The organism is Delftia sp. WSY_7 (assembly GCF_043104845.1).
Lineage (GTDB): Bacteria > Pseudomonadota > Gammaproteobacteria > Burkholderiales > Burkholderiaceae_C > Comamonas > Comamonas tsuruhatensis.
This window is the reverse complement of sequence record NZ_JBICLB010000018.1, coordinates 1-25,546: the sequence shown is the minus strand read 5'-3', so window position 1 is coordinate 25,546 and position 25,546 is coordinate 1. Positions and strand designations below refer to the sequence as shown.

Here is a 25,546-nt window from a genome sequence, read left to right as displayed (position 1 = left end):
AGGCGCAATGACGTTTGCAATCCACGGACTGGCCGTGTCACGGGGTATCGCCATAGGGCGTGCGGTGGTGGTGGCCTCCAGCCGCATGGAGGTGGTGCACTACTTCATCCGGCCCGACCAGGTGGACGCGGAAATCGACCGCGCCCGCAGTGCGCGCAATGCCGTCATCGACGAGCTGCGCCGCCTGCAGGATGAAATGCCCAAGGATGCGCCGGGCGAGCTCGATGCCTTGCTCGACGTCCACCTGCTGCTTTTGCAGGACGAGGCCCTGGCCGCCGCCATCAAGCACTGGATATCCGATCGCCTCTACAACGCCGAATGGGCGCTGACCACGCAGCTGGAGGTCGTCTCGCGCCAGTTCGACGAGATGGAGGACGAATACCTGCGCGAGCGCAAGGCGGACCTCGAGCAGGTGGTCGAGCGCATCCTGCGGCACATGAAGGGCATGGCCAGCCCCGTGCCCGCACCGGCCGAGCTGTTGGCAGTCGAGGCAACGGGGGAGGGCACGCCGCCGCAGCAGCCGCTGCTGCTCGATGGGGCCACCGACGCGCCGCTGGTTCTGGTGGCGCAGGACCTGTCGCCAGTGGACATGCTGCAGTTCAAGAGCCGGTTGTTTGCCGGCTTCATCACGGCCGTGGGTGGCCGCACTTCGCACACGGCCATCGTGGCGCGCAGCATGGACATTCCTGCCGTGGTCGGCGCCCGGGCTGCAGGGCAACTGATCCGCCAGGACGACTGGATCATCATCGACGGCAATGCAGGGGTCGTCATCGTCGATCCCTCACCCATCATCCTGGCCGAATATGGCTTTCGCCAGCGCCAGAACGAGCTCGAGCGCGAGCGCCTCTCGCGCCTGCGCCACACGCCTGCGCTGACGCTGGACGGAGAGCGTATCGAGCTGCTGGCCAACATCGAGCAGCCCGGCGACGGGCCTGCGGCCGTGCATGCGGGCGCGGTGGGCGTGGGGCTGTTCCGCACGGAATTCCTGTTCATGGGGCGTGGCGGCAACCTGCCTGGCGAGGAAGAGCAATACCGGGCCTACCGCGAAGCCGTGGACGGAATGCAGGGCATGCCCGTGACCATTCGCACGCTGGACGTGGGCGCCGACAAGCCGCTGGACAAGGCCCAGCCCAAGGACTACTACCTGAACCCCGCGCTGGGTCTGCGCGCCATCCGCTGGAGCCTGGCCGATCCGGCCATGTTCCGCACCCAGCTGCGCGCCATCCTGCGTGCTGCCGCGCATGGGCAGATCCATCTGCTGTTCCCCATGCTGGCCCACCAAAGCGAGATCGAGCAGACCCTGGCCCAGGTGAGGTTGGCGCAAAGCGAGCTTGACGCGCGCGGCGTGGCGCACGGCCCGGTCAAGCTGGGCGCCATGATCGAGGTGCCTGCGGCAGCGCTGATCGTGCGCACCTTCCTGCGCTATTTCGACTTCCTGTCCATCGGCACCAACGACCTGATCCAGTACACGCTGGCCATCGACCGCGCCGACGAGACCGTGGCCCATCTCTACGATCCCCTGCATCCCGCCGTGCTCAAGCTGGTGGCGGATGTGATCGCCGAAGGAAGGGCGCAAGGCAAGAGCGTCTGTGTCTGCGGGGAGACCGCCGGCGATGTGGCCATGACGCGCCTGCTGCTGGGCCTGGGCCTGCGCAGCTTTTCCATGCATCCGGCGCAGATCCTGGTCGTCAAGCAGGAAATCTTGCGTGCCGACACACGCAAGCTGGCCGCCTGGGCGCAGGAAGTCCTTCGTTCGGACAGCCCGGCAGCGCTGCTGAGCCCATGACTTCGGTCAAGTGAAGGCGCGAGGCAAAAAAATCACAACTTCAGTTGCGATTGATTCTCATTCGATGTTATGATCCGCTCCAATGCAGCAAGAAGCTCTCTGGTGGGGAATTCGAGCTGCAAGCTTTTTCAGTTTCATCGTGGGGCGACTCGCCAGGCCTGTTCAGCCTGCAGCAAGTCGGTTTGCCAGCCAGCGGTCTGCCGGTTAGCCAGGCTTTTTTTCTACGTGGAACGGGAAAGCACGATTGCATTCAATTCAAGCAGGGCATGCACGTTGGCCCTGCTTTTTTATTGCCTTCAACTGCGTCGGCATCAGTTGCTTTCCGGCTCAGGATGGCCTCGCACGACAAAGCGCCGCGAAAACCCCAGGGGGCGCGTGACGGCGCGCGGATCGCCAAGAAATGGCAGCCGGAATCCAGGTTCCTGCAGGATTTCGACACTCCAGTCCGTATTTCCCATGAATCGAAATCGCACCAGCGATCGTTCGTCCGATGGCAGCAACGAGAAGCTGCCCGTGGAATACATGCTGCCTATCACGGCCTTGTCGAGTGCCTGCAAATTCTCGTCGAGCAGCGTGATCCGCAGCATCTCCTCCATGGGCGTGTCATCGGTGGTGAACAGAAGGTAGAGGTCGTTCCATTGAACGGCTGCCTCGAGAATGGTGCCGTCCACCAGAATGGGCGTTGCATTCCCGTTGAGCACCAGGCGGCTTTGCGGTACCTGCCCTGCAGGATGGGATGCGGCGGGCTGCAGTGACAACTGCCGGTCGGAGAGGATGCGCATCTGTTGTCCTGAAGTGTCACCAGAGGAATTCGACGCCTATGGCAGCCAGTGCCCCGCCGACAAAAGCGCCGACCACCACGCAGGCAGGTGCCCCGGGCCCGCAGGCCAGCCCGGCCAGGGCACCACCTGCCATGCCTCCACCGATCCCGGCACCTGTGACGGCCAATTCCTTGCCGGCGGCCTCCACCTTGTTGTCTGCGTTGGCGATGGTGTAGACCGATACCGCAATGGAGAAGACCAGGAGGCCGCGTCCTGCCCGGGAGAGCGTGCGCATTCTCTGGGTGATGGCGGCATTGGACTTGCCGGCGGATTTGACGATTTCGCCATACACGGCGTTTTGCTGGGCCGCCGTGAGGCGATCGAACCGCACGTTGGGACCGTGCAATTGCTGGGCCTTGCGGGCAATCAGCTCATTGAGCGTCTTGCCCTCGCTCTTGATGCGTTGCGCCATGGCTCTGCCCACGGGGGTGCTGCGGCCTCGGATGATCTCCATGATGACATTGCGGGCCTCCTGGGCCTGTTGTGCAGCCTGTCCCCAGGTGATGCGGCCGCTCGTGGCCTGCAACTGAAGCTCGTTGGCCATGGCCTGAATCTGTCGGGCATAGGCCAGGCGTGCAGATGAGTCCAGCGAGAGATGCACCCCGGCATTGGCAACCTCTGCTTTCAGTGCCTGTATGGCGGCATCGAATGCTGCACGGTCCTTTTGCTCGTCATTGGCCATATGCACTTATCCCTTTGTCAATGGAGCGGCGCCCGAACGCCCGAAATCCGGGATTTCATGTCGTTGAGCCGCATTCCTGGGTCGTTCGGATTTTTTTGAATGCAGAAAGCATTCGGAAAATCGGCATCATAAAGAGATCGGGAAATTCATCAACCGAGATGCCGGTGACATCGATTGTTTGTTGCTGAATGTGTATTCAGGTCAAAACCGGCGCCTGAATGGCATGCCTCCAGACATGAAAAAGGGGATGGCCTGCAAAGGCCATCCCCGAAGTGCGTGAAGAAGGCCGCCCTGCAGGCAGGCGGCCATCGCCGGCTCAGACGCCGGCGGCGTGTGCCTGCTGGTCCGCGTGGTAGCTCGAGCGCACCATGGCGCCCACGGCTGCATGCGTGAAGCCCATCTTGTACGCCTCTTCCTCGAACATCTTGAAGGTGTCGGGGTGCACGTAGCGACGCACCGGCAGGTGGCTGTTGCTGGGTGCCAGGTATTGGCCGATGGTCAGCATGTCGATGTCATGCGCACGCATGTCGCGCATGACCTGCAGGATTTCCTCATCGGTCTCGCCCAGGCCGACCATGATGCCGCTCTTGGTCGGAACCTTGGGGTGCAAGGCCTTGAACTTCTTGAGCAGGTTCAGCGAGAACTGGTAGTCCGAGCCAGGACGCGCTTCCTTGTACAGGCGCGGTGCGGTCTCCAGGTTGTGGTTCATCACATCGGGAGGCGCGGCCTTGAGGATTTCCAGCGCACGGTCGTCGCGGCCACGGAAGTCGGGCACCAGGATCTCGATCTGGGTCAGCGGCGAGAGCTCGCGGATGTTCTTGATGCACTCGACGAAGTGGCCCGAGCCGCCATCGCGCAGGTCGTCGCGATCCACGCTGGTGATGACCACGTATTTCAGGCGCAGCTCGGCAATCGTCTTGGCGAGGTTGAGCGGTTCGTTGGTGTCCAGCGGGTCGGGGCGGCCGTGGCCCACATCGCAGAACGGGCAGCGGCGCGTGCACTTGTCGCCCATGATCATGAAGGTGGCCGTGCCCTTGCCAAAGCACTCGCCGATGTTGGGGCAGGAGGCTTCCTCGCAGACCGTGTGCAGCTTGTTGGCGCGCAGGATGTCCTTGATCTCGTAGAAGCGCGTGGTGGGGCTGCCCGCCTTGACGCGAATCCACTCGGGCTTCTTGAGTGCTTCGCCATGCTCGACCTTGATCGGGATGCGCGAAAGCTTCGCTGCCGCCTTCTGCTTGGCCAGCGGGTTGTACTCGGCTTGTGACTGCGCTTCGCGCACGACGGTGTTGGTGGTCATGGTTCTGGATTCAGGGGGCTAGGCGGCGCTGCAACTGTCGTCCCAGCACGCGCGCGGCTTCGTCCCAGGTTGTCTGAACGCCGATTGTAGAAAGGTCCACCGTTTGCAGCCCTGCGTAGCCGCAAGGGTTGATCCGGCCGTAGGGTTCCAGGTCCATGGCGGCGTTCAATGCAACGCCGTGATAGGTGCAATGCCGGCTGACCTTGATGCCCAGGGCTGCAATCTTGCCCAGCCCCGAAAAATCGGGTTGGGGCGCGGGCGAGCCGGGCGCGCGCAGTTGCGGGCGCTGGGGCAGCATGGCATGGCTGCGAGGGTCGTCGAGGCGCACGTAGATGCCGGGGGCGCCTTCCACGCGGTGGCCGGTGATGCCGAAATGCTCCAGCGTGCGGATGACCGCATCCTCGATGCGGAACACGTATTCCTTGACGAAGTAGCCCAGGCGCTGCAGGTCCAGCAAGGGATAGGCGACCACCTGGCCCGGGCCGTGGTAGGTGACCTGTCCGCCGCGGTTGGTGGCCACCACGGGAATGTCGCCAGGGCTCAGCAAGTGGTCACTTTTGCCGGCGAGGCCTTGTGTGAAATGTGCGGAGTGCTCGCATATCCACAGCTCGTCGCGCGTGCAGGCATCGCGTTGGCTGGTGAAGGCCTGCATGGCCTGCACCGTGGCCTCGTAGTCCGTGCGGCCCAGCAGGCGCAGGTCCAATGACTGCGACTGCTGCGCGTCGAGGGTGCTCACAGCACCACTTTCACCAGCGGATGCGAGGTGAAGGCGCGGTACAGATCGTCGAGTTGTTCGCGGCTGGTTGCCGTCACCGTGACGGTGACGCCCAGGTATTTGCCGCTGCTGCTGGGGCGCAATTCAATGGTGCTGGCGTCAAAGGCAGGGTCGAAGCGTTGGGCGATCTGGGTGATCTCGTGCACCAGATGCTCGGCCTTGACGCCCATGACCTTGATGGGGAACTGCGACGGGTACTCGATCAGCGAATCCTTGCGAGGGTCCGCGCCCGGCTCGGTGGCTGGGCTGGGGGTAGGGGTGGAGGCGTCGGTCATAGGTGAATCAAGGTTAATCGCTTGGCGTTGGAGGCGATTGTGCGCTATCGTTCGCGGCCATGTCGCAGCCCGGGGCTGCCGCGTCGTCCGCCACGAGAACTCCACACACAACAAACAAGTGGCCTGCGGCGCGAGGCTGGCGCTGTTGGCCGGCTGCCACACAGCCCGGTCGCCGCCTCCGTTTTGGGCATGCCCGTAACAACCCCTATCGTTCGGCAGGGGTTTTTACTTATAATCAGAGGCTTTGTGAAAAAGTCTTGTCTGGTCTGCGGCCTTAGAGAATTCAATGAAAAACTACGCCGCCGACACAGACGCTGACAGGGAACTTGAGGGCGAGGATTCCGACTTCAAGCCCCTGACCTCCGAGGAGGCTCAGGAGTGGCGCACGCGAAACCCGCAGATGTCTGTGTGGCGTTTCGTGGTGGTCCAGGCGGTGGTGGGCGTGCTGGTGGCACTGGTCGCATGGCTGGTGACGGGGCGCGCCGAGGTCGGATGGTCGGCTGCCTACGGTGCCTTGTCGGTGGTGTTGCCGGCAGCGCTGTTTGCGCGTGCCGTCGTACGAAAGAGGCCGGGCGGCGCTGCAGCCGCCATGGTGGGAATTTTTGGCTGGGAACTGGTGAAGCTGGTGCTGTGCATTGCCATGCTGGCGGCTGCACCCAAGCTGGTCCCGGGGCTGAGTTGGCTGGCGCTGCTGGCGGGCTTGGTAGTCGTCATGAAAACGTATTGGGTCGCGCTGATAGTGCGATCCAGTGTCCGAAAAACCGATTGATATTTGAAGAGAAGTTGACCGATGGCCGCAGACGCGCACGCACCTACTGCAAGTGAATACATCGTTCACCACCTGCAGCACCTCCAGAACATCAAGCAAAAGTCGATCATCGACTTTTCGGTCATCAACCTGGACTCGATCGTCGTCAGCGCCACGCTGGGCGTGCTGAGCCTGTTCGTGCTGTGGCTTGCCGCGCGCAAGGCCACATCGGGCGTTCCGGGGCGCTTCCAGGCGGCTGTAGAGCTGCTGGTCGAGATGGTGGACAACCAGGCCAAGGCCAACATCCACAACGCGCAAAGCCGCAAGTTCATCGCTCCCCTGGCACTGACCGTGTTCGTGTGGATCTTCATGATGAACGCCATGGACATGCTGCCGGTGGACCTGCTGCCGGTGCTGTGGCAGGGCTTCCAGGGTGACTCGCACGCCTACCTGCGCGTCGTTCCCACGGCTGACCTCTCGACCACGCTGGGCCTGTCCTCGGCCGTGCTGATCCTGTGCTTCTTCTACAGCATCAAGATCAAGGGCATGGGCGGCTGGGCCCACGAACTGGTGACTGCCCCGTTCGGCACCAGCAAGAATCCCGTGTTTGCACTGATCCTGGGTGTCGTGAACCTGGCCATGCAAATCATTGAATATGTCGCCAAGACGGTTTCGCATGGCATGCGACTGTTCGGCAACATGTACGCTGGTGAGTTGGTGTTCTGTCTGATCGCTCTGATGGGCGGTGCGGCTGCCATGTCGCTTTCCGGTGTGTTGCTCCCCTTGGGGCACATCATTGCAGGCTCTATCTGGGCGATCTTCCACATTCTGATCATCACCCTGCAGGCCTTCATTTTCATGATGCTGACGCTGATCTATCTCGGCCAGGCGCATGAAGCCCACTGACCATTTCCTTTCCCTCTCAACCTTTCTCTTTCTTTAATCTCAGGAGTCATCATGGAAAACATTCTCGGTCTCGTCGCTCTGGCTTGTGGTCTGATCGTTGGTCTGGGCGCTATCGGCGCTTCGATCGGTATCGCCCTGATGGGTGGCAAGTTCCTGGAATCGTCGGCACGTCAGCCTGAGCTGATCAACGAACTGCAAACCAAGATGTTCATCTTGGCCGGTCTGATCGACGCTGCCTTCCTGATCGGTGTGGCCATCGCTCTGCTGTTCGCTTTCGCCAACCCCTTCGTCCTGGCCTAAGCTCCGATCAACGCCCTAGATAGAAAGGTGTTGCCGTGAGTATCAACGCGACCCTGTTCGTCCAGGCCATCGTTTTCCTGATCCTGGTGCTGTTCACGATGAAGTTCGTGTGGCCCCCGATCGCGAAGGCGCTGGATGAACGAGCTCTGAAAATCGCCGATGGCCTCGCTGCTGCCGACAAGGCCAAGACCGACCTGGCCGCTGCCAACAAGCGCGTCGAGCAGGAACTGGCCCAGACGCGCAACGAAACGGCATCGCGGCTTGCGGACGCCGAACGCCGTGCCCAGGCCATCATCGAAGAAGCCAAGGCCCGTGCCTCCGAAGAAGGCAACAAGATTGTTGCTGCTGCCCGCGCCGAGGCCGAGCAGCAGACAATCCAGGCCCGTGAAGCCCTGCGCGAGCAAGTGGCTGCGCTGGCCGTCAAGGGCGCCGAGCAGATCCTGCGCAAGGAAGTGGATGCCGGCGTCCATGCCGACCTGCTGAACCGCCTGAAGACCGAGCTGTAAGGAAGAGCAAACATGGCAGAACTCGCCACCATTGCCCGTCCTTACGCAGATGCCCTGTTCAAGGCCAGCACCCAGCAGGGTGCTGACCTGTCCGGCACTGTTGCCTGGGCGGAGGAATTGGCGGCGATTGCCGCCAATCCGCAATTGCGCCAGCTGGCCGACGACCCCAAGGTGACCGACGAACAACTGTTCGACGTCATCAGCGGCGTGGCCGGCTCGGCATTGCCCGATGCCGCACGCAACTTTCTGCGCGTCATCATTGAAAACGGCCGACTGCAAGCCCTGCCAGAAGTGGCGGCCCAGTTTCGCAGCCTCGTGAACCGCGCCGGTGGCTCGTCCGACGCCGTGGTTCAAAGCGCATTCCCCATAGATGCTGCCGCACTGGCCGCACTCGGGACTTCGCTGGAGAAGCGTTTCGGCCGAAAGCTGAACCTGTCGGTGCAGCAAGATCAGTCCCTGATCGGTGGCATCCGCGTCGTGGTGGGTGATGAAGTTCTTGACACCTCCGTCAAGGCCCGCCTGGAACAAATGAAAGCGGCCCTCATTGCGTAACAACGCGACTGAGGTCTCGGCTAACCAAAGCTAAAGAAGGAAAGAGTCATGCAACTCAATCCCGCAGAAATTTCTGAACTGATCAAGAGCCGCATCGAGGGTCTGGCTGGCAGCAGCGACATCCGTAACGAAGGCACCGTGGTTTCGGTGACCGACGGTATCGTGCGCGTGCACGGCCTGTCGGACGTGATGCAAGGCGAAATGCTGGAATTCCCCGCAGGCAAGGACGGCCAGCCCTCCTTCGGCCTGGCGCTGAACCTCGAGCGCGACTCCGTCGGCGCCGTGATTCTGGGCGAGTACGAGCACATCTCCGAAGGCGACACCGTCAAGTGCACGGGCCGCATTCTGGAAGTGCCCGTCGGCCCCGAACTCATCGGCCGCGTGGTCAACGCCCTGGGTCAGCCCATCGACGGCAAGGGCCCGATCAACGCCAAGATGACGGACGTGATCGAGAAGGTCGCTCCCGGCGTGATCGCACGCCAGTCCGTGGACCAGCCCCTGCAGACCGGCATCAAGTCCATCGACTCGATGGTGCCCGTCGGCCGTGGCCAGCGCGAACTGATCATCGGCGACCGCCAGACCGGCAAGACCGCCGTGGCCATCGACGCCATCATCAACCAGAAGGGTCAGGGCGTTACCTGCATCTACGTTGCGATCGGCCAGAAGGCTTCCTCGATCAAGAACGTGGTGCGTGCCCTGGAGCAGGCCGGCGCGATGGAATACACCATCGTCGTGGCTGCCACCGCTTCCGAATCCGCTGCCATGCAGTACGTGTCGGCCTACTCGGGCTGCACGATGGGCGAGTACTTCCGCGACCGCGGCGAAGACGCGCTGATCGTCTATGACGACCTGTCCAAGCAGGCCGTGGCCTACCGCCAGGTTTCGCTGCTGCTGCGCCGTCCCCCGGGCCGTGAAGCCTTCCCCGGCGACGTGTTCTATCTCCACAGCCGCCTGCTCGAGCGCGCAGCCCGCGTGAATGCCGACTATGTCGAAGCCTTCACCAAGGGTGAAGTCAAGGGCAAGACGGGTTCGCTGACGGCTCTGCCCATCATCGAAACCCAGGCGGGTGACGTGTCGGCCTTCGTGCCCACCAACGTGATCTCGATCACGGACGGCCAGATCTTCCTGGAAACCAGCCTGTTCAACGCCGGTATCCGCCCCGCCATCAACGCCGGTATCTCGGTGTCGCGCGTCGGTGGTGCTGCACAGACCAAGCTGGTCAAGGGCCAGTCCGGCGGTATCCGTACCGACCTGGCGCAATACCGTGAGCTGGCTGCCTTCGCGCAGTTCGCCTCCGACCTGGACGAAGCCACCCGCAAGCAGCTCGACCGCGGTGCCCGCGTGACCGAACTGCTCAAGCAGGCCCAGTACAGCCCCCTGTCCACCGCCCTGATGGGCGCTTCGCTGTTCGCAGTGAACAAGGGCTACATGGACGACATCCAGGTCAAGCAAGTGCTGGCTTTCGAGTCTGGTCTGCACCAGTTCCTGAAGACCAGCCACGGCGCCCTGATCGACAAGCTGAACGCTTCCAAGGCCATGGACAAGGATTCCGAAGCCGAATTGAACGCCGCCATCGTTGCGTTCAAGAAGTCGTTCGCTTAAACCGGACGAGGAGCCATCATGGCAGCAGGTAAGGAAATTCGCGGCAAGATCAAATCGGTGGAAAACACCAAGAAGATCACCAAAGCCATGGAAATGGTGGCCGCATCCAAGATGCGCAAGGCGCAGGAACGGATGCTGGCTGCACGCCCGTACAGCGAAAAGATCCGCAACATTGCAGTCCATCTTGGCCAAGCCAACCCCGAGTACGTGCACCCGTTCATGCAAGTGAACGGTGATGCCAAGACTGCCGGCGTCATCGTTGTGACGACGGACAAGGGGTTGTGCGGCGGCATGAACACCAACGTGTTGCGTGCTGTCACGGCCAAGCTGCGGGAGCTGCAGGATCAAGGCGTGTCGGCAGAAGCGGTGGCCATTGGCAACAAGGGTCTGGGCTTTCTGAACCGTGTCGGCGCCAAGGTGGTTTCGCACGCGACGGGTCTGGGCGATACGCCCCATCTGGAAAAGCTGATCGGCCCTGTGAAGGTGCTGCTCGATGCGTACGCAGCGGGCAAGCTGAGCGCGGTGTACCTGAGCTACACCAAGTTCATCAACACCATGAAGCAGGAATCGGTGGTGGAGCAGTTGCTGCCCCTGTCGTCCGAGAGCATGCAGGCCGAGAAGACGTCTGGCCATAGCTGGGACTACATCTACGAACCCGATGCGCAGTCCGTGATCGACGAGCTGCTCGTGCGTTACGCAGAGTCCCTGGTCTACCAAGCGGTTGCAGAAAACATGGCGTCCGAGCAATCGGCGCGCATGGTGGCCATGAAGGCCGCGACCGACAACGCCGGCAACGTCATCAGCGAGTTGAAGCTCGTCTACAACAAGACGCGTCAGGCAGCCATCACGACCGAACTGTCGGAAATCGTGGCTGGCGCCGCTGCGGTGTAAACGGCTTTAACAGACAAACTAATTGGAGCAAAAAATGGCTCAAGTGCAAGGCAAGATTGTTCAATGTATTGGCGCTGTGGTGGACGTCGAGTTCCCCCGCAACGCAATGCCCAAGGTGTTCGATGCCCTGAAGCTCGACGGCTCGGCCCTGACGCTGGAAGTGCAGCAACTGCTGGGTGACGGCGTTGTGCGTACCATCGCCCTGGGCTCGTCCGACGGTCTGCGTCGTGGCCTGATGGTGTCCAACACCGGCAACCCCATCACCGTGCCCGTGGGCAAGGCGACGCTGGGTCGCATCATGGACGTGCTGGGCAACCCCATCGACGAACGCGGTCCCGTGGATCAGGCCCTGACGGCCCCCATCCACCGCAAGGCACCGGCTTATGACGAGCTGTCGCCTTCGCAGGAACTGCTGGAAACCGGCATCAAGGTGATCGACCTGATCTCTCCCTTCGCCAAGGGCGGCAAGGTGGGTCTGTTCGGTGGCGCCGGCGTGGGCAAGACCGTGAACATGATGGAACTCATCAACAACATCGCCAAGGGCCACGGTGGTCTGTCGGTGTTTGCCGGTGTGGGTGAACGTACCCGTGAAGGCAATGACTTCTATCACGAAATGTCGGACGCCGGCGTGGTCAACCAGGAGTCGCTGAACGACTCCAAGGTCGCCATGGTCTACGGCCAGATGAACGAACCCCCGGGCAACCGTCTGCGCGTGGCGCTGACCGGCCTGACCATGGCCGAAGCCTTCCGTGACGAAGGCAAGGACGTGCTGTTCTTCGTGGACAACATCTACCGCTACACGCTGGCCGGTACCGAAGTGTCCGCTCTGCTGGGCCGCATGCCTTCCGCCGTGGGCTACCAGCCCACGCTGGCCGAGGAAATGGGCCGCCTGCAAGAGCGCATCACCTCGACCAAGGTCGGTTCGATCACTTCCATCCAGGCCGTTTACGTGCCTGCCGATGACTTGACCGACCCCTCGCCTGCCACGACGTTCGCCCACTTGGACTCCACCGTGGTGCTGTCGCGTGACATCGCTTCGCTGGGTATCTACCCCGCTGTCGACCCGCTGGACTCCACCAGCCGCCAGCTGGACCCCCAGGTCGTGGGTGAAGAGCACTACAAGGTGGCCCGCGAAGTGCAGGGCACGCTGCAGCGCTACAAGGAACTGCGCGACATCATCGCCATTCTGGGCATGGACGAGCTGGCTCCCGAAGACAAGCTGACCGTGGCCCGCGCCCGCAAGATCCAGCGTTTCCTGTCGCAGCCTTTCCACGTGGCCGAAGTGTTCACTGGCGCTCCCGGCAAGTACGTGTCGCTGGCTGAAACCATCCGTGGTTTCAAGATGATCTGCGCCGGCGAGTGCGATCACCTGCCCGAGCAGGCCTTCTACATGGTTGGCACCATCGACGAAGCCTTCGAGAAGGCCAAGAAGCTGGCGGCTTGAGCCTGCGGCACCCCCTGAGCGACTGCGTCGCCTCCCCCTCTCTACCCGCTTTGCGGGGGAGGGGGACGACACCCTCGCTGCGGGGCGGCCCTTGCTCGGTGTCCCCGATCTGGGCCCTGCCGGTTCCAAGTTCCAGTCCTACCTTTTCTGAGGAGCAAAGATGAACACCATCCACGTTGATGTGGTCAGTGCCGAAGAGTCCATCTTCTCCGGTGAAGCGCGCTTTGTCGCCCTGCCCGGTGAATCCGGCGAACTGGGCATTTTTCCCCGCCACACTCCGCTGATCACGCGCATCAAGCCCGGCTCGGTGCGTATCGAGATGGCTGACGGCAGCGAAGAGTTCGTCTTCGTGGCCGGCGGCATCCTGGAAGTGCAGCCCAACTGCGTGACCGTGCTGTCCGACACCGCCATCCGCGGTGCCGACCTGGACGCCGAGAAGGCCGAGAAGGCCAAGCTCGAAGCCGAGGAAGCGCTGAAGAACGCCAAGAGCGAAGTCGATCTGGCGCGTGCCCAGTCCGAGCTGGCCGTCATGGCCGCCCAGATCGCGGCCCTGCGCAAGTTCCGCCAAAAGCGCTGAGCCCTCCCGGGACCAGCCGCAAAAAAGCCGCCCTCGGGCGGCTTTTTTCATGGTGCGAAGGCGTCTCAGTCGCCGCAGCGGGCCTGGTAGACGTAGGTCACGGCGTTGTCCTTGGGGTCGACCGTGCGCGACTTGTGCGTCACGGCCTTGGCTGGCACGGGGCACAGCGCGCGGATCTGCTGCTCGCATCGCTTGGGGTCGTCCTCGCGCAGCTTGCAGCTGAGCACATAGTCGTACTCTTGCGAGTCATCGAGGACGGGGCTTGCGCAGGCGCTCAGGGCCAGCACGGCGGCCAGCAGGCCCAGGCGGGCCAGGGTGTTCTTCATGGTGTGGATGCTCCTTGATGAAATGGCGTGACGCTATCACAGCCTCCGTGCCAGCGATAGCTCGATGAAGGGGGCGCTCGGTCTGAGGGCCGTTTTGCCTCAGTGCCGCTGTATCACGACGGTATCGGGAAGATTGTCGCCACCTTCGTGCACAGGCTGCAACGGGTCGCGCGGGAAGTTGGTTTCCAGCAGCAGGCTCACGCGCTCGAGCGCCGCCGTCATGCCCATGGCATAGTGGCCGCCCTGGAAAGCGGCCTGCATGTCACTGATCAGCGTCTGCCACTGCTGCGCAGGCAGGGTGCGCGCCAGGGCGCGGTCGGCGACGATCTCGATGGCGTGGTCGGCCAGCAGCAGATAGATCAGGGCGCCGTTGTTGTGCTCGGTATCCCAGACGCGCAGCTTGCCGAACAGCGTGATGGCGCGCTCGCGCGGCGAGGCATCGCGCCAGATGTAGCTGGGCGGCAGGCCGGGCTCGACGCAGATACGGATCTGTCCTGTATGGCGCTGCTCGCTCATGGTGATCAGGCGCTCCAGCTCCGCCAGGGTCTCGGGTGGGAGTGCACGCCGCAGCTGCCCTTCGGCCCAATGGTGGCGCAGCAGCCGGACCAGACGCTGAACAAAGCCTGTGATTGCAGCCGCCATCTCACCAACTCCCCGAGGCGCCACCGCCCCCAAAACTGCCGCCTCCCCCGGAGCTGAAGCCTCCGCCGCCACTGCTTCGTCCGCCGCCTCCGCCAAAACCACCGCCGTAGCCACCCCCTCCGCCCCATCCACCGCCACCCCTGCCGGAGCGGCCGCTGCCCAGCAAGGTGAACAGCAGAGCGACGATGCCCGCTCCGCCTGCCACCAGCAGACTGTTGGTCACCACATAGGCGGCAATGCCGGCGCCTGTGCCTGCCAGCACCGAGGCCAGGGGCCGGCCCAGCATCGAGCGCAGGATGGGGCCCGCGATGACCACACCGAAAAAGAAGAACAGCATCAGGTCTTCCATGTCGAAGCCACGGTCCGGGCTTTTGGAAGAAGGGGCATTGGGGGAGGGGGCCGGCAACTGCTCGCCCGCAATGCGTGCCGCCACCTGGTCCAGCGCAGCGGCAATGCCGCCTGCATAGTCGCCCTGGCGAAAGCGCGGGGTCATCTGCTGGTCGATGATGCGAGCGACCGCCAGGTCGGGGATGGCGCCTTCCAGCGCGCGGGCCACTTCCAGCCGCATGCGCCTGTCGTTCTTGGCAATCACCATCAACAGCCCGTCGCCCACGTCGCGGCGGCCTATCTTCCAGTCGCTGGCCACGCGCCAGGCATAGGCGGCGATGTCCTCGGGCGCCGTGGTGGCCACCATCAGCACAACGACCTGCGAGCCCGACTTCTGTTCAATGCTGCGCAGCCTGTCTTCAATGGCCCGTGCCTCGTCGGGCGACAGCGTGCCCGTCTGGTCGATGAGCCGGGCCGTCAGCGGGGGGACGGGTTGCGGAGCCTGCGCCAGCGCGCTGCCTGGCAGCAACAACGCTGCCAGTAGCAGGGCGCAAAGCATGCGCCAGAGCGGCGCCAGGGATGTGGTCACGGTTTACTTGTTGCCGAAGTCCACCGTGGGCGGGCGAGAGATTTCGGCCTCGTTCTGCACGCTGAAGGTGGGCTTGGGCTCATAGCTGAAGACCTTGGCCGTCAGATTGGTCGGAAAGCTGCGCGCCAGCACGTTGTAGGACTGCACGGCCTGGATGTACTGGTTGCGCGCCACGGTGATGCGGTTCTCCGTGCCCTCCAGCGTGACGCGCAGGTCGCGGAAGCCCTGGTTGGCCTGCAGCTGGGGATAGCGCTCGGCCACCACCATCAGCCGGGACAGCGCACTGGACAGCTCACCCTGCGCCTGCTGGAACTTGTTGAAGGCCTCGGGGTTGTTGACCAGCTCGGGCGTGGCCTGGATGGAGGTGGCCTTGGCGCGCGCCTCCACCACCTTGGTCAGGGTCTCCTGCTCGAAATTGGCCTCGCCCTTGACCGAGGCCACGATGTTGGGCACCAGGTCGGCACGGCGCTGGTACTGGTTGAGCACCTCGCTCCAGGCCGACTTGGTCTGTTCGTCAAGGCGCTGGAAATCGTTGTAGCCGCAGCCGGTCAGTACCAGAACGGTGGCAAGTGTGGCGATTAGACGTTTCATGAGATGACAACCTGAAAGCGACAATGGAAGACAGTATCGTGCACGATGCTGCGCATCGCTGGCGATTGTGCTGCGCACCCGGCCCGCCGCCCTGTAGGGCAAAGGCCATTCGCAGCGACTGGGACAAGGACTGCAAACGGGCTCTATGCATCAATTCAACGCGGCGCGCTGGCTGCCCGGTGGCCACGCACAGACCATCTGGCCGGCGCTGCTCGCGCACCGTCGGCCGGCCGGCCATGCGGCACCCCGGTGGCGGTGGGAGCGCTGGGATACTCCGGATGGCGACTTCATCGATGTCGCCTTCGGCAGTGCTCCCACCCCGCCTGCCGATGCGCCATGGCTGGTGCTTTTCCATGGCCTTGAAGGCTCGGCGAACAGCCACTATGCCCAGGCCATGGCCTGTGTGGCCGAACAGCGTGGCTGGCACATGGCCGTGCCGCACTTTCGCGGCTGCAGCGGCGAGGTCAACCGGGCGCCGCGCGCCTATCACTCGGGCGATGTGCAGGAGGTGGACTGGATACTGCGCCGCCTGCGCGAGCGGTCTTCTCGCCCGCTGCATGCGGTCGGTGTCTCCCTGGGCGGCAATGCGCTGGCACGCTGGGCGGGCGTGCAGGCGGACAAGGCTGCCGAGGTGGTGCAGGCCCTGGCGGCGGTGAGTGCGCCGCTGGACCTGGCCGCCGGGGGAACGGCGCTGGGGAAAGGGCTGAACCGCTGGATCTACACGCGCATGTTCCTGCGCACCCTGGTGCCCAAGGCGCTGCTCAAGTGGGCGCAGTTTCCCGGTCTCTTCGATCGTGATGCCGTGCTGCGTGCGCGTGATCTGAGAGAGTTTGACGATGCGTTCACGGCGCCGGTCCACGGCTTTCGTGACGCGCAGGACTATTGGCATCGGGCGGCGGCCAAACCGCTGCTGGGCAGCATTGCCGTGCCTGCACTGCTGCTCAATGCGCTGGACGATCCCTTTGTCCCTTCGTACAGCCTGCCGGCGCCAGGCGAAGTCGGCCCGCGGGTTACGCTGTGGCATCCGCCGCACGGCGGTCATGTGGGTTTTGCACAGGGGCGTTGGCCGGGACATGTACTGGCCATGCCGCAGGCCGTCACGCAGTGGCTGGCACACAGCGAAAAAGGATGAATGCAATGGACGATATCGTGAAGCAGGCCATGGCCAAATGGCCCCATGTGCCTGCCTGCAGCGGCTGGCTGGGGCTGGACGAGCGCGGGCGCTGGTATCTGCGCGATGAACAGGCCCAGGCCAGCGGTGCTTTCGACAGCGCAATCCCGGGAGCCAAGGGCGCGGAGGTGCGCAACGAAAAGCTGGCGGACTTCATCGCCCGCAACTACCTGGCCGAGCCCGATGGTCGATGGTTCTTCCAGAACGGTCCCCAGCGCGTGTATGTGGAGCTGGAGAATGCTCCCTGGATATGGCGGTTGCGCTGGGATGGCGAGGGCCTGCAGATGCACAGCCATACAGGAGCCGAACTGGATGCCGGGGCCATCACCGAAGCGCTGATGGACGAGACGGGGCGCCTGTACCTGGCGACGCCTTCCGGCCTGGGCCTGGTCCATACGCAGGACATGATCGATGCCGCGGCTGCGCTGGAGGCGGGCGCGTTGCCGGCCTGTGAAGAGGTGCGGGCCGAGGCGTTGCCGCAGCGCTACGGTTTCGTGCGCAGTCCTGCGCGGGCATGAAAAAACCGGCCGAAGCCGGTTGGTTCCAGAAGTCCCGCGTGTTGCTCAATTGGCGGGGGCTGCTGCGCCTTCTGCCGCGGCGCCTTCTGCGGCAGGGGCCTTGGGTTCTTCGAACTTGCCGCCCGCTGCGTTGGCCATGTAGACCACGCCGCGTGCAATTTCGGTGTCGTTGAAGTCGCCGCCACCCTGAGGGGCCATGGCGCCCTTGCCCTTGAGTGCCGAGTGCACCAGGCCTTCCAGTCCCTGTGCAAGGCGAGGGCCCCAGGCCGCAGCATCCTCGAACTTGGGTGCTCCTGCAGCGCCCGTGGCGTGGCAAGCGGCGCACTGGCCCTTGTAGACCTCTTCGCCCGCGCGCAGGGGGCGGTTGGCATCACGGATCTCCACAAGGCCGATCTTCTGCAGGCGCTGAGCCTTGGCCATTTCGGTCTGGGAAGCGCCGGCACCGGACTTGTCGGCCGAACTCACGTACTGCACGAGGCCGATGATCACGAACACCGGAACCACGAACGAGAAAAACACCGCTATCAGCAGTTGCCTGGGATTCTTGATCGGGCCCGTATGGGCTTCTTCGGTGTGGGTTGCGCTCATGAAGTCCTCTTGTGTTGTGGGGGCGTGAGTCAACAACAAATTATATCGACGGCCCTCTTGCAGACACTGCGCGCAGACCCGGGTTGACCTGGGACGCACATATGCCATGAGATGGATCAAGCAATTGGCAAATGCTTGCCGCACTGAATGACAAAGAGGCGTTCACCTTGCGGTGAACGCCTCTTTGCGGTTGGCGCGGCAGATGCGGTTATTGCTGCGCGGGAGTTTGCGTGGTTGCAGCCGCTGTCGCCGTCCTGTCGGTCCAGCCGCCGCCCAGAGCCTTGTACAGCTCGATCTGATTGAGCAGTTGCGCCAGGCGCACGCTCACGGTGGATTGCTCCAGCGCGAACAGGGTGCGCTGTGCGTCCAGCAGGTCCAGGTAGCTGGCCACGCCGTTGCTGTAGCGCAGGTCGGACAGCTTCAGGCGTGCCTGCTCGGCTTCGAGCTGGGCGCGCTGGGCCATGATCTGGTCACGCAGCGTGCCTTGGCTGTCCAGTGCGTCGGAGACTTCGCGGAAGGCGCTCTGGATGGACTTCTCGTACTGCGCAATGGCGACTTCGCGATCGACCTTGGCCGCAGCCAGATTGGCCGAGTTGCGGCCCGCATCGAAGATGGGCAGCAGGGCCGAGGGCGCCAGGGTGAAACCCCAGCTGCCGCTCTTGAACAGGCCCGACAGCTCGTTGCTGGCCGTGCCGAACTGCCCGGTCAGCGTGATGCGCGGGAAGAAGGCCGCACGCGCCGCGCCGATGTTGGCATTGGCGCTGATCAGTTGCTGCTCGGCCTGGCGGATGTCGGGGCGCTGCGTGAGCAGGTCAGACGGCAGGCCGGCCGGCACTGCAGGCAGGTCGGCCGTGTCGCGCAGGCCCTGGCTGGAGCCCAGGCTGGCGACCACGTCCGCAGGCAGCGCCTGGCCCAGCAGCAGCACCAGGGCGTTCTCGTCCAGGGCACGCTGGCGCTGCTGCTGCGCCAGGGTGGCGCGCGCAGCTTCGGTCAGCGAGACGGCCTGGCGGTAGTCCAGCTCGGAGGCCACGCCCGTGTCGAAGCGCAGCTTGGTCAGCTTGATCGACTCTTCGCGGGTCTGCAGCGTGTCGCGCGAGATCTTCAGCAACTGCTCGTCGGCCAGCAGCGTGTACCAGCCGCTGGCCACGGCGGCCACCAGGCTGGTCTGCGCGGCGCGGCGCGCTTCCTCGGTGGCCAGGTACTGGGCCAGGGCCGCTTCCTTCAGGCTGCCGATGCGCCCGAAGAAGTCCAGCTCCCAGGAGGTCACGGCCAGGCCGACCTGGTAGCTGTTGACGTACTTGGTGCCGGAGCCCGTGGTATTCGGGGCGCGGCTGGCGTTGACGCCTGCACCGACCGTCGGGAACTGGTCGGCGCGCGTGATCCGGTACTGCGCCTGGGCGCGCTCGATATTGAGCGCGGCCACGCGCAGGTCGCGGTTGTTGTCCAGCGCGGTGCGCACCAGTTGCTGCAGGCGTGCGTCCTGGAAGAAATCCTGCCAGGGCAGCTGTGCGGCAGCCGTTCCGCCTTCTGCCGCAGCAGTGGCGTTCGCGCGGGTGTATTGGGCCGCGACCGGAGCGGCAGGGCGCTCGTAGGTGGGGATGAGCGAGCATCCCGCCAGGAGCACGGCGGTGGCGATGGCCACCGGGGTACTGCGATTAATCATGGCTCAAGGCCTCCTTGCCGGCCGGTGTGGACGGCGGGTTGTGCGTTTTGATCTTGCCCTTGAACAGCTTGCGCACCACGACGAAGAAGGTGGGCACGAACAGCACGGCCAGCACGGTGCCGGTGATCATGCCGCCGAGCACGCCGGTGCCGATGGCACGCTGGCTGGCGGAGCTGGCGCCGGAGGCGATCACCAGAGGCACCACGCCCAGGCCGAAGGCCAGCGAGGTCATGATGATGGGCCGGAACCGCAGGTGTGCGGCTTCCAGCGCGGCCTCGATCAGGCCCTTGCCTTCGGCCTGCAGGTCCTTGGCGAACTCCACGATCAGGATGGCGTTCTTTGCCGACAGGCCGATCACCGTCACCAGTCCGATCTGGAAGTACACGTCGTTGGAATAGTTGCGCAGCAAGGTGGCAAGCACCACGCCCAGCAGACCCAGCGGCACGACCAGAATCACCGACAGCGGAATCGACCAGCTCTCGTACAGAGCGGCCAGGCACAGGAACACGGCCAGGATGGCGAAGGCGTACAGGAAGATGGCTTGCGAGCCCGCCAGCTTTTCCTCACGCGACTGGCCGGTCCACTCGAAGCCGAAGCCTTCGGGCAGCTTGGCAGCCAGCTTTTCCATCTCGTCCATGGCATCGCCCGAGCTGAAGCCCGGAGCAGCCGAGCCTTCGATGCGCACGGCCGGGTAGCCGTTGTAGCGCACCGTCTGCTGCGCGCCCTTGACCCACTTGGTGGTCGCGAACGTGGACAGCGGCACCGGATCGCCCTTGGCATTGCGCGCGTTCAGGCGCAGCAGATCGTCGGGCTGCATGCGGGCCGGAGCGTCGGCCTGCACGATCACGCGCTGCAGACGACCCTGGTTGGGGAAGTCATTGACGTAGGACGAGCCCAGTGCCGTGGACAGCGCCGCATTGATCGAGGTGAAGTCCACGCCCAGTGCGTTGGCCTTGTCGCGGTCGATCTCGATGCGCAGCTGCGGCGCGTCTTCCAGGCCGTCGGGACGCACGCCGGCCAGCACCTTGCTCTGCCCGGCCATGCCCAGCAGCATGTTGCGCGCATTGATCAGCGCATCGTGGCCGTGGCCGGCACGATCCTGCAGGCGGAACGAGAAGCCCACGGCATTGCCCAGTTCGGGAATGGGCGGCGGGTTCACGGCGAACACGAAGGCGTCGCGTATGCCCGCCGTCATGCCCATGATGCGGCCCGTCATGGCATCCACCGTGGAGTCCGCTCCCTTGCGTTCGGACCAGTCCTTGAGCGGCACGAAGGCGAGGGCGGCGTTCTGGCCCTGGCCGGAGAAGCTGAAGCCCAGCACGCTGACCATGTTGGCCACTTCGGGCTGCGGCAGCACGGCCTCCTCGACCTGCTTCATGACTTCCAGCGTGCGCTCCTTGGCGGCGCCAGGAGGCAGTTGCACGTTGACGATGAAGTAGCCCTGGTCCTCGGTCGGCAGGAACGAGGTCGGCAGGCCACGGAACACCACCACGGCACCGGCGATCACGGCCAGGTACACGCCGATCATCAGCACCGAGCGCTTGAGCAGGCGGGCCACCCAGCCTTCATAGGACTTGGCCGAGCGTGCGAACGTGCGGTTGAACCAGCCGAAGAAGCCTTTCTTCTCGTGGTTGTGGCCGGCCTCCACGGGCTTGAGCAGCGTTGCGCACAGAGCCGGTGTCAGCGTCAGCGCCATGAAGGCCGAGAAGCTGATGGAGGCGACCATCACGATGGAGAACTGCCGGTAGATATTGCCGGTGGACCCCGCGAAGAAAGCCAGCGGTATGAACACCGCGATCAGCACCAGCGTAATGCCCACGATGGCGCCCGAGATCTGGCCCATGGCCTTGATCGCGGCCTCGCGCGGCGGCAGGCCTTCCTCGCTCATGATGCGCTCGACGTTCTCCACCACCACGATGGCGTCGTCCACCACGATGCCGATGACCAGCACCATGCCGAACATGGCCAGCACGTTGATCGAGAAGCCCACGGCCTGCATGACCGCGAAGGTGCCCAGCAGTGCAATGGGCACCACGATGGTCGGGATCAGCGTGTAGCGCCAGTTCTGCAGGAACAGGTACATCACCAGGAACACCAGCACGATGGCTTCCAGCAGCGTGTGGGCCACCTTCTCGATGGAGATGCTCACGAATTTGGAGCTGTCGTAGGGAATGGAGTAATTCACGCCCTTGGGGAAGAACTTCTTCAGTTCCTCCATGCGTGCATGCACGGCCTTGGCCGTGGCCAGCGCATTGCCGCTGGGCGTCAGCTGCACGCCGATACCCACGGCATCCTTGCCGTTCAGGCGGGCGGAGGTCGCGTAGGCCTGGCCGCCGATCTCGATGGTGGCCACGTCCTTGAGTCGCACGGTGGAGCCATCGGCATTGGCGCGCAGCACGATGTTCTCGAACTGGCTGATCGAAGACAGCTGGCCCATCACCGTCACCGTGGCGGCGATCTTCTGGCCCGTGATGTTGGGCAGGTCGCCGATGGCGCCGCTGGCCACCTGGGCGTTCTGGCTGCGGATGGCGGCTGTCACGTCCTCGGCCGAGAGCTTGTAGCCCTGCAGCTTGGCGGGATCGAACCAGATGCGCATCGCCTTTTCCGTGCCGAACAGCTGTGCCTGGCCCACGCCTGCCACACGCTGGATTTCGGGAACGATGTTGCGCGAGGCATAGTCGCCCAGGGCCACCGTGTCATAGGCCTTGGCGTCCTCGGACGAGAGCATGATGAACAGCAGGAAGTTGGACGACGCCTTGTCCACGCGAACGCCCTGCTGCGTCACCGAAGCAGGCAGGCGCGGCGTGGCGCGCGAGAGGCGGTTTTGCACGTCCACCTGCGCCAGGTCCACGTTGGTGCCGGCCTCGAAGCTGATGGTGATGCTGCCCGTGCCGTCGGCCTGGGCCACCGACTCCATGTAGACCAGACCGGGCGAGCCGTTCATCTCGCGCTCGATCACGGACAGCACGCTGTCTTCGAGCACCTTCGCGGACGCGCCTGGATAGGCCGTGTTGATGACGATGGCCGGAGGAGCCACCTTGGGGTATTGAGCGATCGGAAGCTTGGTCAGCGCGATACCACCGAGGACGATGATGAACAGCGCGACGACCCATGCAAAGATCGGTCTGTCGATAAAGAACTTGGCCATTGCTGAGCCCCTTGATTACTTCTTGTCTGCCTGGTCCGCAGGCTTGGCATCGGCTGCGGCTTGCGGGGCTGGCGCTGCCGTGCCGGCCGGCTTCTGGGCGCCTGCGGCCTCGGGCTGCCACGGTACGGGCTTGACCGGCGTGCCGGGTGGCAGCATCTGCAGCTTCTGGAAGCCGTCGACCATCACCTTCTCGCCCGCCTGCAGGCCTTCGCTGACCAGCCACTGGTTGTTCTGGGCCGTGGTCACCTTCACTTGGCGCTTGGTGATCTTGCCGTCGTCGCTGACCACGCTCACGGTGTCGCCGGTCTCGGTGCGCGTCACCGCCTGCTGAGGCACGGCAATGGCGTTGGACGCCTGGGCCTGCTCCATGCGCACGCGCACATACATGCCGGGCAGCAGCAATCCCTTGGGATTGGGCACCTCGGCACGCAGCGTGACCTGGCCGGTGGAGCTGTCCACGGTCAGGTCGGTGAACAGCAGCTTGCCCTTGAGTTCGTAGGCCGTGCCATCGTCCAGGCGCACCTCGACGCTGGCGGCTTCGGCGCCATCGGCCTTCTTGAGCTTGCCCTGCTCCATCGCGCGGCGCAGCCGGAAGGCTTCGCTGGACGACTGGGTGAAATTCACATAGACCGGATTGATCTGCTGGACCACGGCCAGCGGGGTCGCCTCGCCCTGGCCGACCAGCGCGCCTTCGGTCACCAGAGACTGGCCGATGCGGCCAGAAATGGGGGCGGTGACGCTGGTATAGCCAAGATTGATCTCGGCGGTCCGCACGGAGGCCTTGCCGGCCGCGACGTCAGCCTGGGCCTGCTTGTAGGCAGCCTCTGCATTGACGAAGTCCTGCTTGCTGATCGCGTTGGCGGCAACCAGCGGGCGGTAGCGTTCCAGTTGCGCCAGTGCCTGGGCCTGGTTGGCCTCGGCACGGGCCTGCGTGGCCTTGGCACTTTGCAGCGTCGCCTGGTAGGGCGCCGGATCGATGCGGTACAGCACCTGGCCGGCCTTCACGTCGCTGCCTTCCTTGAACAGGCGCTCCTGCACGATGCCGGCGCTACGGGCCCGGATCTGGGCCACGCGGCGCGCGTCCACGCGGCCGGGCAACTCGGTCACAAGTCCCACATCGGCGGGGGTGGCCACCACCACACCTACAGGGACGGCGGGCATCTGCTGCTGTGCGGCAGCTTGTTCTTCGGGCTTTTTCCCGCAGGCGGCCATGGCCATTGCGGCGGTGACGGCCAGGGCCACGGTGGTGAGGCGCAGACTGTTGTAAGGGGACGGAGCGGCTGACACATTGCTGCGTGTGCTGGGCATGATGGGTCCTTGTGCTGAATCAAATAACGATGTTGACGTTCCGGTCAGCGCTATCCGGAACGCCCGTGTCCACGGGCAAGTCACGGATTATACATACATACATGAATGTATAATGACCGCAGTTGCTGCAAGGCGGCGCGAAGCATGGCGTAGCGTGGCATGGCCGGGCTCAACGATGGAAGGAAATACATCTTGGCACGACGAACGAAAGAAGATGCGTTTGCAACGCGCAACAGTCTGCTGGACGCTGCGGAGCAAGTGTTCTACGAGCAGGGTGTCGCCCGGGCCTCGCTCAACGAGATTGCCCAGCGAGCCGGCGCCACGCGCGGTGCGGTCTACTGGCATTTCAAGGACAAGCTGGATCTCTTCTATGCCATGCTGGATCGCGTCACGCTCCCGCTGGAGCAGGCCGCTCAGGGCGACTGCGAAGATGACTCCGAATGCGATGCGCTGGAATATGTGCGGCGCCTGATGGCGGTGGTCTTCGGGCGCATTGCGGATGACGACAGCACGCGGCGCGTCTTCGAGATCCTGTTGCTCAAGGTGGAGTACGTGGGCGAACTCATGCCGGTGCAGGAGCGCAATCGTGCGGCACTGGACTCCTTTTCGTCCCGGCTGGAGCTGGCGCTGTGTGCCGCCGCCGAAAGCCATGCAGTCACCATGCCCATGTCGGCGCACCAGGCATCGATCGCACTGTGCGCCATGTTTGACGGGCTGCTGCAGAGCTGGCTGCTGGGGCGGGCTTTCGATCTCAAGCAAGTGGGTGCCCAGGCGGTGGATGTCTGCCTGCGCGGGCTGGGCTTCACGGTTTCGGAGGCTCCTGCCCAATGAGCGGGCGGGGCCGCGGGGCTTGTACGCGGTAGTGCAAAGTCATGCGACAATCATCGGCTTGTGCAGGGCAGCGATGCCTTGAGCGGCTGTAGCTCAGTGGATAGAGTATTGGCCTCCGAAGCCAAGGGTCGTGGGTTCGATCCCCGCCAGCCGCGCCACATTTTTCTTGGATCGCCTCGGTGGCCTGAGAAAAAAATGCACTGAATTTTTTCAGACGAAAAAAACGGTGCTAGAATTCAAATCTCTTCGGAGGGGTGCCCGAGTGGCTAAAGGGGGCAGACTGTAAATCTGTTGGCTTACGCCTACACTGGTTCGAATCCAGTCCCCTCCACCAGTAATGGTGAAGAAGAGAAGTCATCTGAAAAGGTGGCAGCGTGCAGTCAATCTGTGCGGGAGTAGTTCAATGGTAGAACCCTAGCCTTCCAAGCTAATGACGCGGGTTCGATTCCCGTCTCCCGCTCCAGTTTGCAAGCAAAGTTTTTTGAGGTTGCTTCGGCGGCTTCAAGGCCCATGTGGCTCAGTGGTAGAGCACTCCCTTGGTAAGGGAGAGGTCGGCAGTTCGATCCTGCCCATGGGCACCATTCTCTCTGGTGCGCTCGCTAGATGGGGTTGCGCCAAATCCTGTTGTAGTGATTTAGATTTTTTTCGGAGTCGGAAAAATGGCTAAAGAAAAATTCGAGCG

Annotated in this window: 25 protein-coding genes, 4 tRNA genes and 1 pseudogene; 17 read left to right on the top strand and 13 right to left on the bottom strand. The window is 63.8% G+C overall.

Annotated features, from left to right (window positions below):
* The first annotated feature begins 7 nt into the window (after nucleotides 1-7).
* Complete coding sequence (gene ptsP / locus ACF8ME_RS08930) at nucleotides 8-1,786, top strand: phosphoenolpyruvate--protein phosphotransferase (protein WP_026061991.1); 1,779 nt, start codon at nucleotides 8-10, stop codon at nucleotides 1,784-1,786.
* Between the two features lie 311 nt (nucleotides 1,787-2,097).
* On the opposite strand, the gene ACF8ME_RS08925 is transcribed toward ptsP, so the two are convergent.
* The 5 genes from ACF8ME_RS08925 to ACF8ME_RS08905 form a co-directional block, all read right to left on the bottom strand.
* Entirely contained in the window at nucleotides 2,098-2,568 is a 471-nt protein-coding gene (locus ACF8ME_RS08925; protein WP_017403796.1) for a hypothetical protein, read from the bottom strand.
* Between the two features lie 16 nt (nucleotides 2,569-2,584).
* On the bottom strand, nucleotides 2,585-3,295 hold the full coding sequence (locus ACF8ME_RS08920; RefSeq protein WP_034368188.1) for a hypothetical protein: 711 nt from the start codon (nucleotides 3,293-3,295) through the stop codon (nucleotides 2,585-2,587).
* Nucleotides 3,296-3,605: 310 nt separating this feature from the next.
* The gene (gene lipA / locus ACF8ME_RS08915) at nucleotides 3,606-4,586 is read right to left on the bottom strand and encodes a lipoyl synthase (RefSeq protein ID WP_013800257.1); all 981 of its coding nucleotides are present in this window, start codon (nucleotides 4,584-4,586) and stop codon (nucleotides 3,606-3,608) included.
* Nucleotides 4,587-4,596: 10 nt separating this feature from the next.
* Nucleotides 4,597-5,322, bottom strand: coding sequence for a lipoyl(octanoyl) transferase LipB (gene lipB / locus ACF8ME_RS08910; RefSeq protein WP_047219529.1), 726 nt, complete (start codon nucleotides 5,320-5,322; stop codon nucleotides 4,597-4,599).
* Nucleotides 5,319-5,636 (bottom strand): YbeD family protein, encoded by a 318-nt coding sequence (locus ACF8ME_RS08905; protein WP_392416087.1) that lies wholly within the window; start codon nucleotides 5,634-5,636, stop codon nucleotides 5,319-5,321. The genes lipB and ACF8ME_RS08905 overlap by 4 nt, the downstream gene beginning before the upstream one ends.
* A gap of 286 nt (nucleotides 5,637-5,922) precedes the next feature.
* Between ACF8ME_RS08905 and ACF8ME_RS08900 the strand changes: the two genes are divergently transcribed.
* The 9 genes from ACF8ME_RS08900 (at nucleotide 5,923) to ACF8ME_RS08860 (ending at nucleotide 13,162) form a co-directional block, all read left to right on the top strand.
* Nucleotides 5,923-6,405 carry an ATP synthase subunit I gene (locus ACF8ME_RS08900; protein ID WP_016448498.1) on the top strand — a complete coding sequence of 161 codons (483 nt, stop codon included), beginning with the start codon at nucleotides 5,923-5,925 and terminating at the stop codon, nucleotides 6,403-6,405.
* A 21-nt stretch (nucleotides 6,406-6,426) separates the two neighbouring features.
* Complete coding sequence (gene atpB / locus ACF8ME_RS08895; RefSeq protein ID WP_016448497.1) at nucleotides 6,427-7,290, top strand: F0F1 ATP synthase subunit A; 864 nt, start codon at nucleotides 6,427-6,429, stop codon at nucleotides 7,288-7,290.
* Between the two features lie 51 nt (nucleotides 7,291-7,341).
* Nucleotides 7,342-7,590 carry a F0F1 ATP synthase subunit C gene (gene atpE / locus ACF8ME_RS08890; protein ID WP_011803767.1) on the top strand — a complete coding sequence of 83 codons (249 nt, stop codon included), beginning with the start codon at nucleotides 7,342-7,344 and terminating at the stop codon, nucleotides 7,588-7,590.
* A 35-nt stretch (nucleotides 7,591-7,625) separates the two neighbouring features.
* Complete coding sequence (locus ACF8ME_RS08885) at nucleotides 7,626-8,096, top strand: F0F1 ATP synthase subunit B (protein ID WP_016448496.1); 471 nt, start codon at nucleotides 7,626-7,628, stop codon at nucleotides 8,094-8,096.
* 12 nt (nucleotides 8,097-8,108) lie between these two features.
* Nucleotides 8,109-8,648 carry a F0F1 ATP synthase subunit delta gene (locus ACF8ME_RS08880; protein ID WP_012202354.1) on the top strand — a complete coding sequence of 180 codons (540 nt, stop codon included), beginning with the start codon at nucleotides 8,109-8,111 and terminating at the stop codon, nucleotides 8,646-8,648.
* Between the two features lie 48 nt (nucleotides 8,649-8,696).
* Nucleotides 8,697-10,250, top strand: coding sequence for a F0F1 ATP synthase subunit alpha (atpA, locus tag ACF8ME_RS08875; RefSeq protein WP_016448495.1), 1,554 nt, complete (start codon nucleotides 8,697-8,699; stop codon nucleotides 10,248-10,250).
* An 18-nt stretch (nucleotides 10,251-10,268) separates the two neighbouring features.
* Nucleotides 10,269-11,141: a F0F1 ATP synthase subunit gamma gene (gene atpG / locus ACF8ME_RS08870; RefSeq protein ID WP_012202356.1), complete on the top strand. Its 873-nt coding sequence runs from the start codon at nucleotides 10,269-10,271 to the stop codon at nucleotides 11,139-11,141.
* A gap of 34 nt (nucleotides 11,142-11,175) precedes the next feature.
* On the top strand, nucleotides 11,176-12,585 hold the full coding sequence (atpD, locus tag ACF8ME_RS08865) for a F0F1 ATP synthase subunit beta (RefSeq protein WP_012202357.1): 1,410 nt from the start codon (nucleotides 11,176-11,178) through the stop codon (nucleotides 12,583-12,585).
* 160 nt (nucleotides 12,586-12,745) lie between these two features.
* Entirely contained in the window at nucleotides 12,746-13,162 is a 417-nt protein-coding gene (locus ACF8ME_RS08860; protein WP_012202358.1) for a F0F1 ATP synthase subunit epsilon, read from the top strand.
* Between the two features lie 65 nt (nucleotides 13,163-13,227).
* On the opposite strand, the gene ACF8ME_RS08855 is transcribed toward ACF8ME_RS08860, so the two are convergent.
* The 4 genes from ACF8ME_RS08855 to ACF8ME_RS08840 form a co-directional block, all read right to left on the bottom strand.
* On the bottom strand, nucleotides 13,228-13,488 hold the full coding sequence (locus ACF8ME_RS08855; RefSeq protein ID WP_016448494.1) for a hypothetical protein: 261 nt from the start codon (nucleotides 13,486-13,488) through the stop codon (nucleotides 13,228-13,230).
* A 99-nt stretch (nucleotides 13,489-13,587) separates the two neighbouring features.
* Nucleotides 13,588-14,130, bottom strand: coding sequence for a TPM domain-containing protein (locus ACF8ME_RS08850; RefSeq protein WP_392416085.1), 543 nt, complete (start codon nucleotides 14,128-14,130; stop codon nucleotides 13,588-13,590).
* 1 nt (nucleotide 14,131) lies between these two features.
* Nucleotides 14,132-15,016 carry a TPM domain-containing protein gene (locus tag ACF8ME_RS08845; RefSeq protein ID WP_392416090.1) on the bottom strand — a complete coding sequence of 295 codons (885 nt, stop codon included), beginning with the start codon at nucleotides 15,014-15,016 and terminating at the stop codon, nucleotides 14,132-14,134.
* Nucleotides 15,017-15,049: 33 nt separating this feature from the next.
* On the bottom strand, nucleotides 15,050-15,637 hold the full coding sequence (locus ACF8ME_RS08840) for a LemA family protein (RefSeq protein WP_016448491.1): 588 nt from the start codon (nucleotides 15,635-15,637) through the stop codon (nucleotides 15,050-15,052).
* A gap of 145 nt (nucleotides 15,638-15,782) precedes the next feature.
* Between ACF8ME_RS08840 and ACF8ME_RS08835 the strand changes: the two genes are divergently transcribed.
* Nucleotides 15,783-16,769 carry a YheT family hydrolase gene (locus ACF8ME_RS08835; protein ID WP_392416083.1) on the top strand — a complete coding sequence of 329 codons (987 nt, stop codon included), beginning with the start codon at nucleotides 15,783-15,785 and terminating at the stop codon, nucleotides 16,767-16,769.
* Nucleotides 16,770-16,774: 5 nt separating this feature from the next.
* Nucleotides 16,775-17,326, top strand: coding sequence for a DUF2946 family protein (locus tag ACF8ME_RS08830; protein ID WP_016453557.1), 552 nt, complete (start codon nucleotides 16,775-16,777; stop codon nucleotides 17,324-17,326).
* Nucleotides 17,327-17,383: 57 nt separating this feature from the next.
* On the opposite strand, the pseudogene ACF8ME_RS08825 reads toward ACF8ME_RS08830, so the two are convergent.
* The 4 genes and pseudogenes from ACF8ME_RS08825 to ACF8ME_RS08810 form a co-directional block, all read right to left on the bottom strand.
* Nucleotides 17,384-17,914: pseudogene (locus tag ACF8ME_RS08825) on the bottom strand (c-type cytochrome); the annotation flags it as partial.
* A 208-nt stretch (nucleotides 17,915-18,122) separates the two neighbouring features.
* On the bottom strand, nucleotides 18,123-19,577 hold the full coding sequence (locus ACF8ME_RS08820; protein WP_046987756.1) for an efflux transporter outer membrane subunit: 1,455 nt from the start codon (nucleotides 19,575-19,577) through the stop codon (nucleotides 18,123-18,125).
* The gene (locus ACF8ME_RS08815) at nucleotides 19,570-22,725 is read right to left on the bottom strand and encodes an efflux RND transporter permease subunit (protein WP_016448486.1); all 3,156 of its coding nucleotides are present in this window, start codon (nucleotides 22,723-22,725) and stop codon (nucleotides 19,570-19,572) included. The genes ACF8ME_RS08820 and ACF8ME_RS08815 overlap by 8 nt, the downstream gene beginning before the upstream one ends.
* Nucleotides 22,726-22,740: 15 nt before the next feature.
* A complete protein-coding gene (locus ACF8ME_RS08810) occupies nucleotides 22,741-24,033 on the bottom strand; it encodes an efflux RND transporter periplasmic adaptor subunit (RefSeq protein WP_016448485.1) in 1,293 nt (430 codons plus the stop codon).
* A 192-nt stretch (nucleotides 24,034-24,225) separates the two neighbouring features.
* Here ACF8ME_RS08810 and ACF8ME_RS08805 point away from each other — a divergent pair, with 192 nt between their 5' ends.
* The 5 genes from ACF8ME_RS08805 to ACF8ME_RS08785 all read left to right on the top strand — a co-directional run bounded on the left by ACF8ME_RS08805 (nucleotide 24,226) and on the right by ACF8ME_RS08785 (nucleotide 25,445).
* A complete protein-coding gene (locus ACF8ME_RS08805; RefSeq protein ID WP_026061988.1) occupies nucleotides 24,226-24,864 on the top strand; it encodes a TetR family transcriptional regulator in 639 nt (212 codons plus the stop codon).
* A gap of 82 nt (nucleotides 24,865-24,946) precedes the next feature.
* Nucleotides 24,947-25,022 (top strand) — tRNA-Arg (locus ACF8ME_RS08800).
* A gap of 90 nt (nucleotides 25,023-25,112) precedes the next feature.
* A tRNA-Tyr gene (locus tag ACF8ME_RS08795) sits at nucleotides 25,113-25,198 on the top strand.
* A gap of 55 nt (nucleotides 25,199-25,253) precedes the next feature.
* Nucleotides 25,254-25,327 (top strand) — tRNA-Gly (locus tag ACF8ME_RS08790).
* A 43-nt stretch (nucleotides 25,328-25,370) separates the two neighbouring features.
* A tRNA-Thr gene (locus ACF8ME_RS08785) sits at nucleotides 25,371-25,445 on the top strand.
* Nucleotides 25,446-25,546: the final 101 nt, after the last annotated feature.

Bases quoted from the DNA above. Each gene is read 5' to 3' on its own strand.
- ptsP (WP_026061991.1), top strand. From the start codon at position 8: ATGACGTTTGCAATCCACGGACTGGCCGTGTCACGGGGTATCGCCATA.
- ACF8ME_RS08925 (WP_017403796.1), bottom strand. From the start codon at position 2,568: ATGCGCATCCTCTCCGACCGGCAGTTGTCACTGCAGCCCGCCGCATCC.
- lipA (WP_013800257.1), bottom strand. From the start codon at position 4,586: ATGACCACCAACACCGTCGTGCGCGAAGCGCAGTCACAAGCCGAGTAC.
- ACF8ME_RS08905 (WP_392416087.1), bottom strand. From the start codon at position 5,636: ATGACCGACGCCTCCACCCCTACCCCCAGCCCAGCCACCGAGCCGGGC.
- ACF8ME_RS08900 (WP_016448498.1), top strand. From the start codon at position 5,923: ATGAAAAACTACGCCGCCGACACAGACGCTGACAGGGAACTTGAGGGC.
- atpB (WP_016448497.1), top strand. From the start codon at position 6,427: ATGGCCGCAGACGCGCACGCACCTACTGCAAGTGAATACATCGTTCAC.
- atpE (WP_011803767.1), top strand. From the start codon at position 7,342: ATGGAAAACATTCTCGGTCTCGTCGCTCTGGCTTGTGGTCTGATCGTT.
- ACF8ME_RS08880 (WP_012202354.1), top strand. From the start codon at position 8,109: ATGGCAGAACTCGCCACCATTGCCCGTCCTTACGCAGATGCCCTGTTC.
- atpA (WP_016448495.1), top strand. From the start codon at position 8,697: ATGCAACTCAATCCCGCAGAAATTTCTGAACTGATCAAGAGCCGCATC.
- atpG (WP_012202356.1), top strand. From the start codon at position 10,269: ATGGCAGCAGGTAAGGAAATTCGCGGCAAGATCAAATCGGTGGAAAAC.
- atpD (WP_012202357.1), top strand. From the start codon at position 11,176: ATGGCTCAAGTGCAAGGCAAGATTGTTCAATGTATTGGCGCTGTGGTG.
- ACF8ME_RS08860 (WP_012202358.1), top strand. From the start codon at position 12,746: ATGAACACCATCCACGTTGATGTGGTCAGTGCCGAAGAGTCCATCTTC.
- ACF8ME_RS08855 (WP_016448494.1), bottom strand. From the start codon at position 13,488: ATGAAGAACACCCTGGCCCGCCTGGGCCTGCTGGCCGCCGTGCTGGCC.
- ACF8ME_RS08850 (WP_392416085.1), bottom strand. From the start codon at position 14,130: ATGGCGGCTGCAATCACAGGCTTTGTTCAGCGTCTGGTCCGGCTGCTG.
- ACF8ME_RS08845 (WP_392416090.1), bottom strand. From the start codon at position 15,016: ATGCTTTGCGCCCTGCTACTGGCAGCGTTGTTGCTGCCAGGCAGCGCG.
- ACF8ME_RS08840 (WP_016448491.1), bottom strand. From the start codon at position 15,637: ATGAAACGTCTAATCGCCACACTTGCCACCGTTCTGGTACTGACCGGC.
- ACF8ME_RS08835 (WP_392416083.1), top strand. From the start codon at position 15,783: ATGCATCAATTCAACGCGGCGCGCTGGCTGCCCGGTGGCCACGCACAG.
- ACF8ME_RS08830 (WP_016453557.1), top strand. From the start codon at position 16,775: ATGGACGATATCGTGAAGCAGGCCATGGCCAAATGGCCCCATGTGCCT.
- ACF8ME_RS08820 (WP_046987756.1), bottom strand. From the start codon at position 19,577: ATGATTAATCGCAGTACCCCGGTGGCCATCGCCACCGCCGTGCTCCTG.
- ACF8ME_RS08815 (WP_016448486.1), bottom strand. From the start codon at position 22,725: ATGGCCAAGTTCTTTATCGACAGACCGATCTTTGCATGGGTCGTCGCG.
- ACF8ME_RS08810 (WP_016448485.1), bottom strand. From the start codon at position 24,033: ATGCCCAGCACACGCAGCAATGTGTCAGCCGCTCCGTCCCCTTACAAC.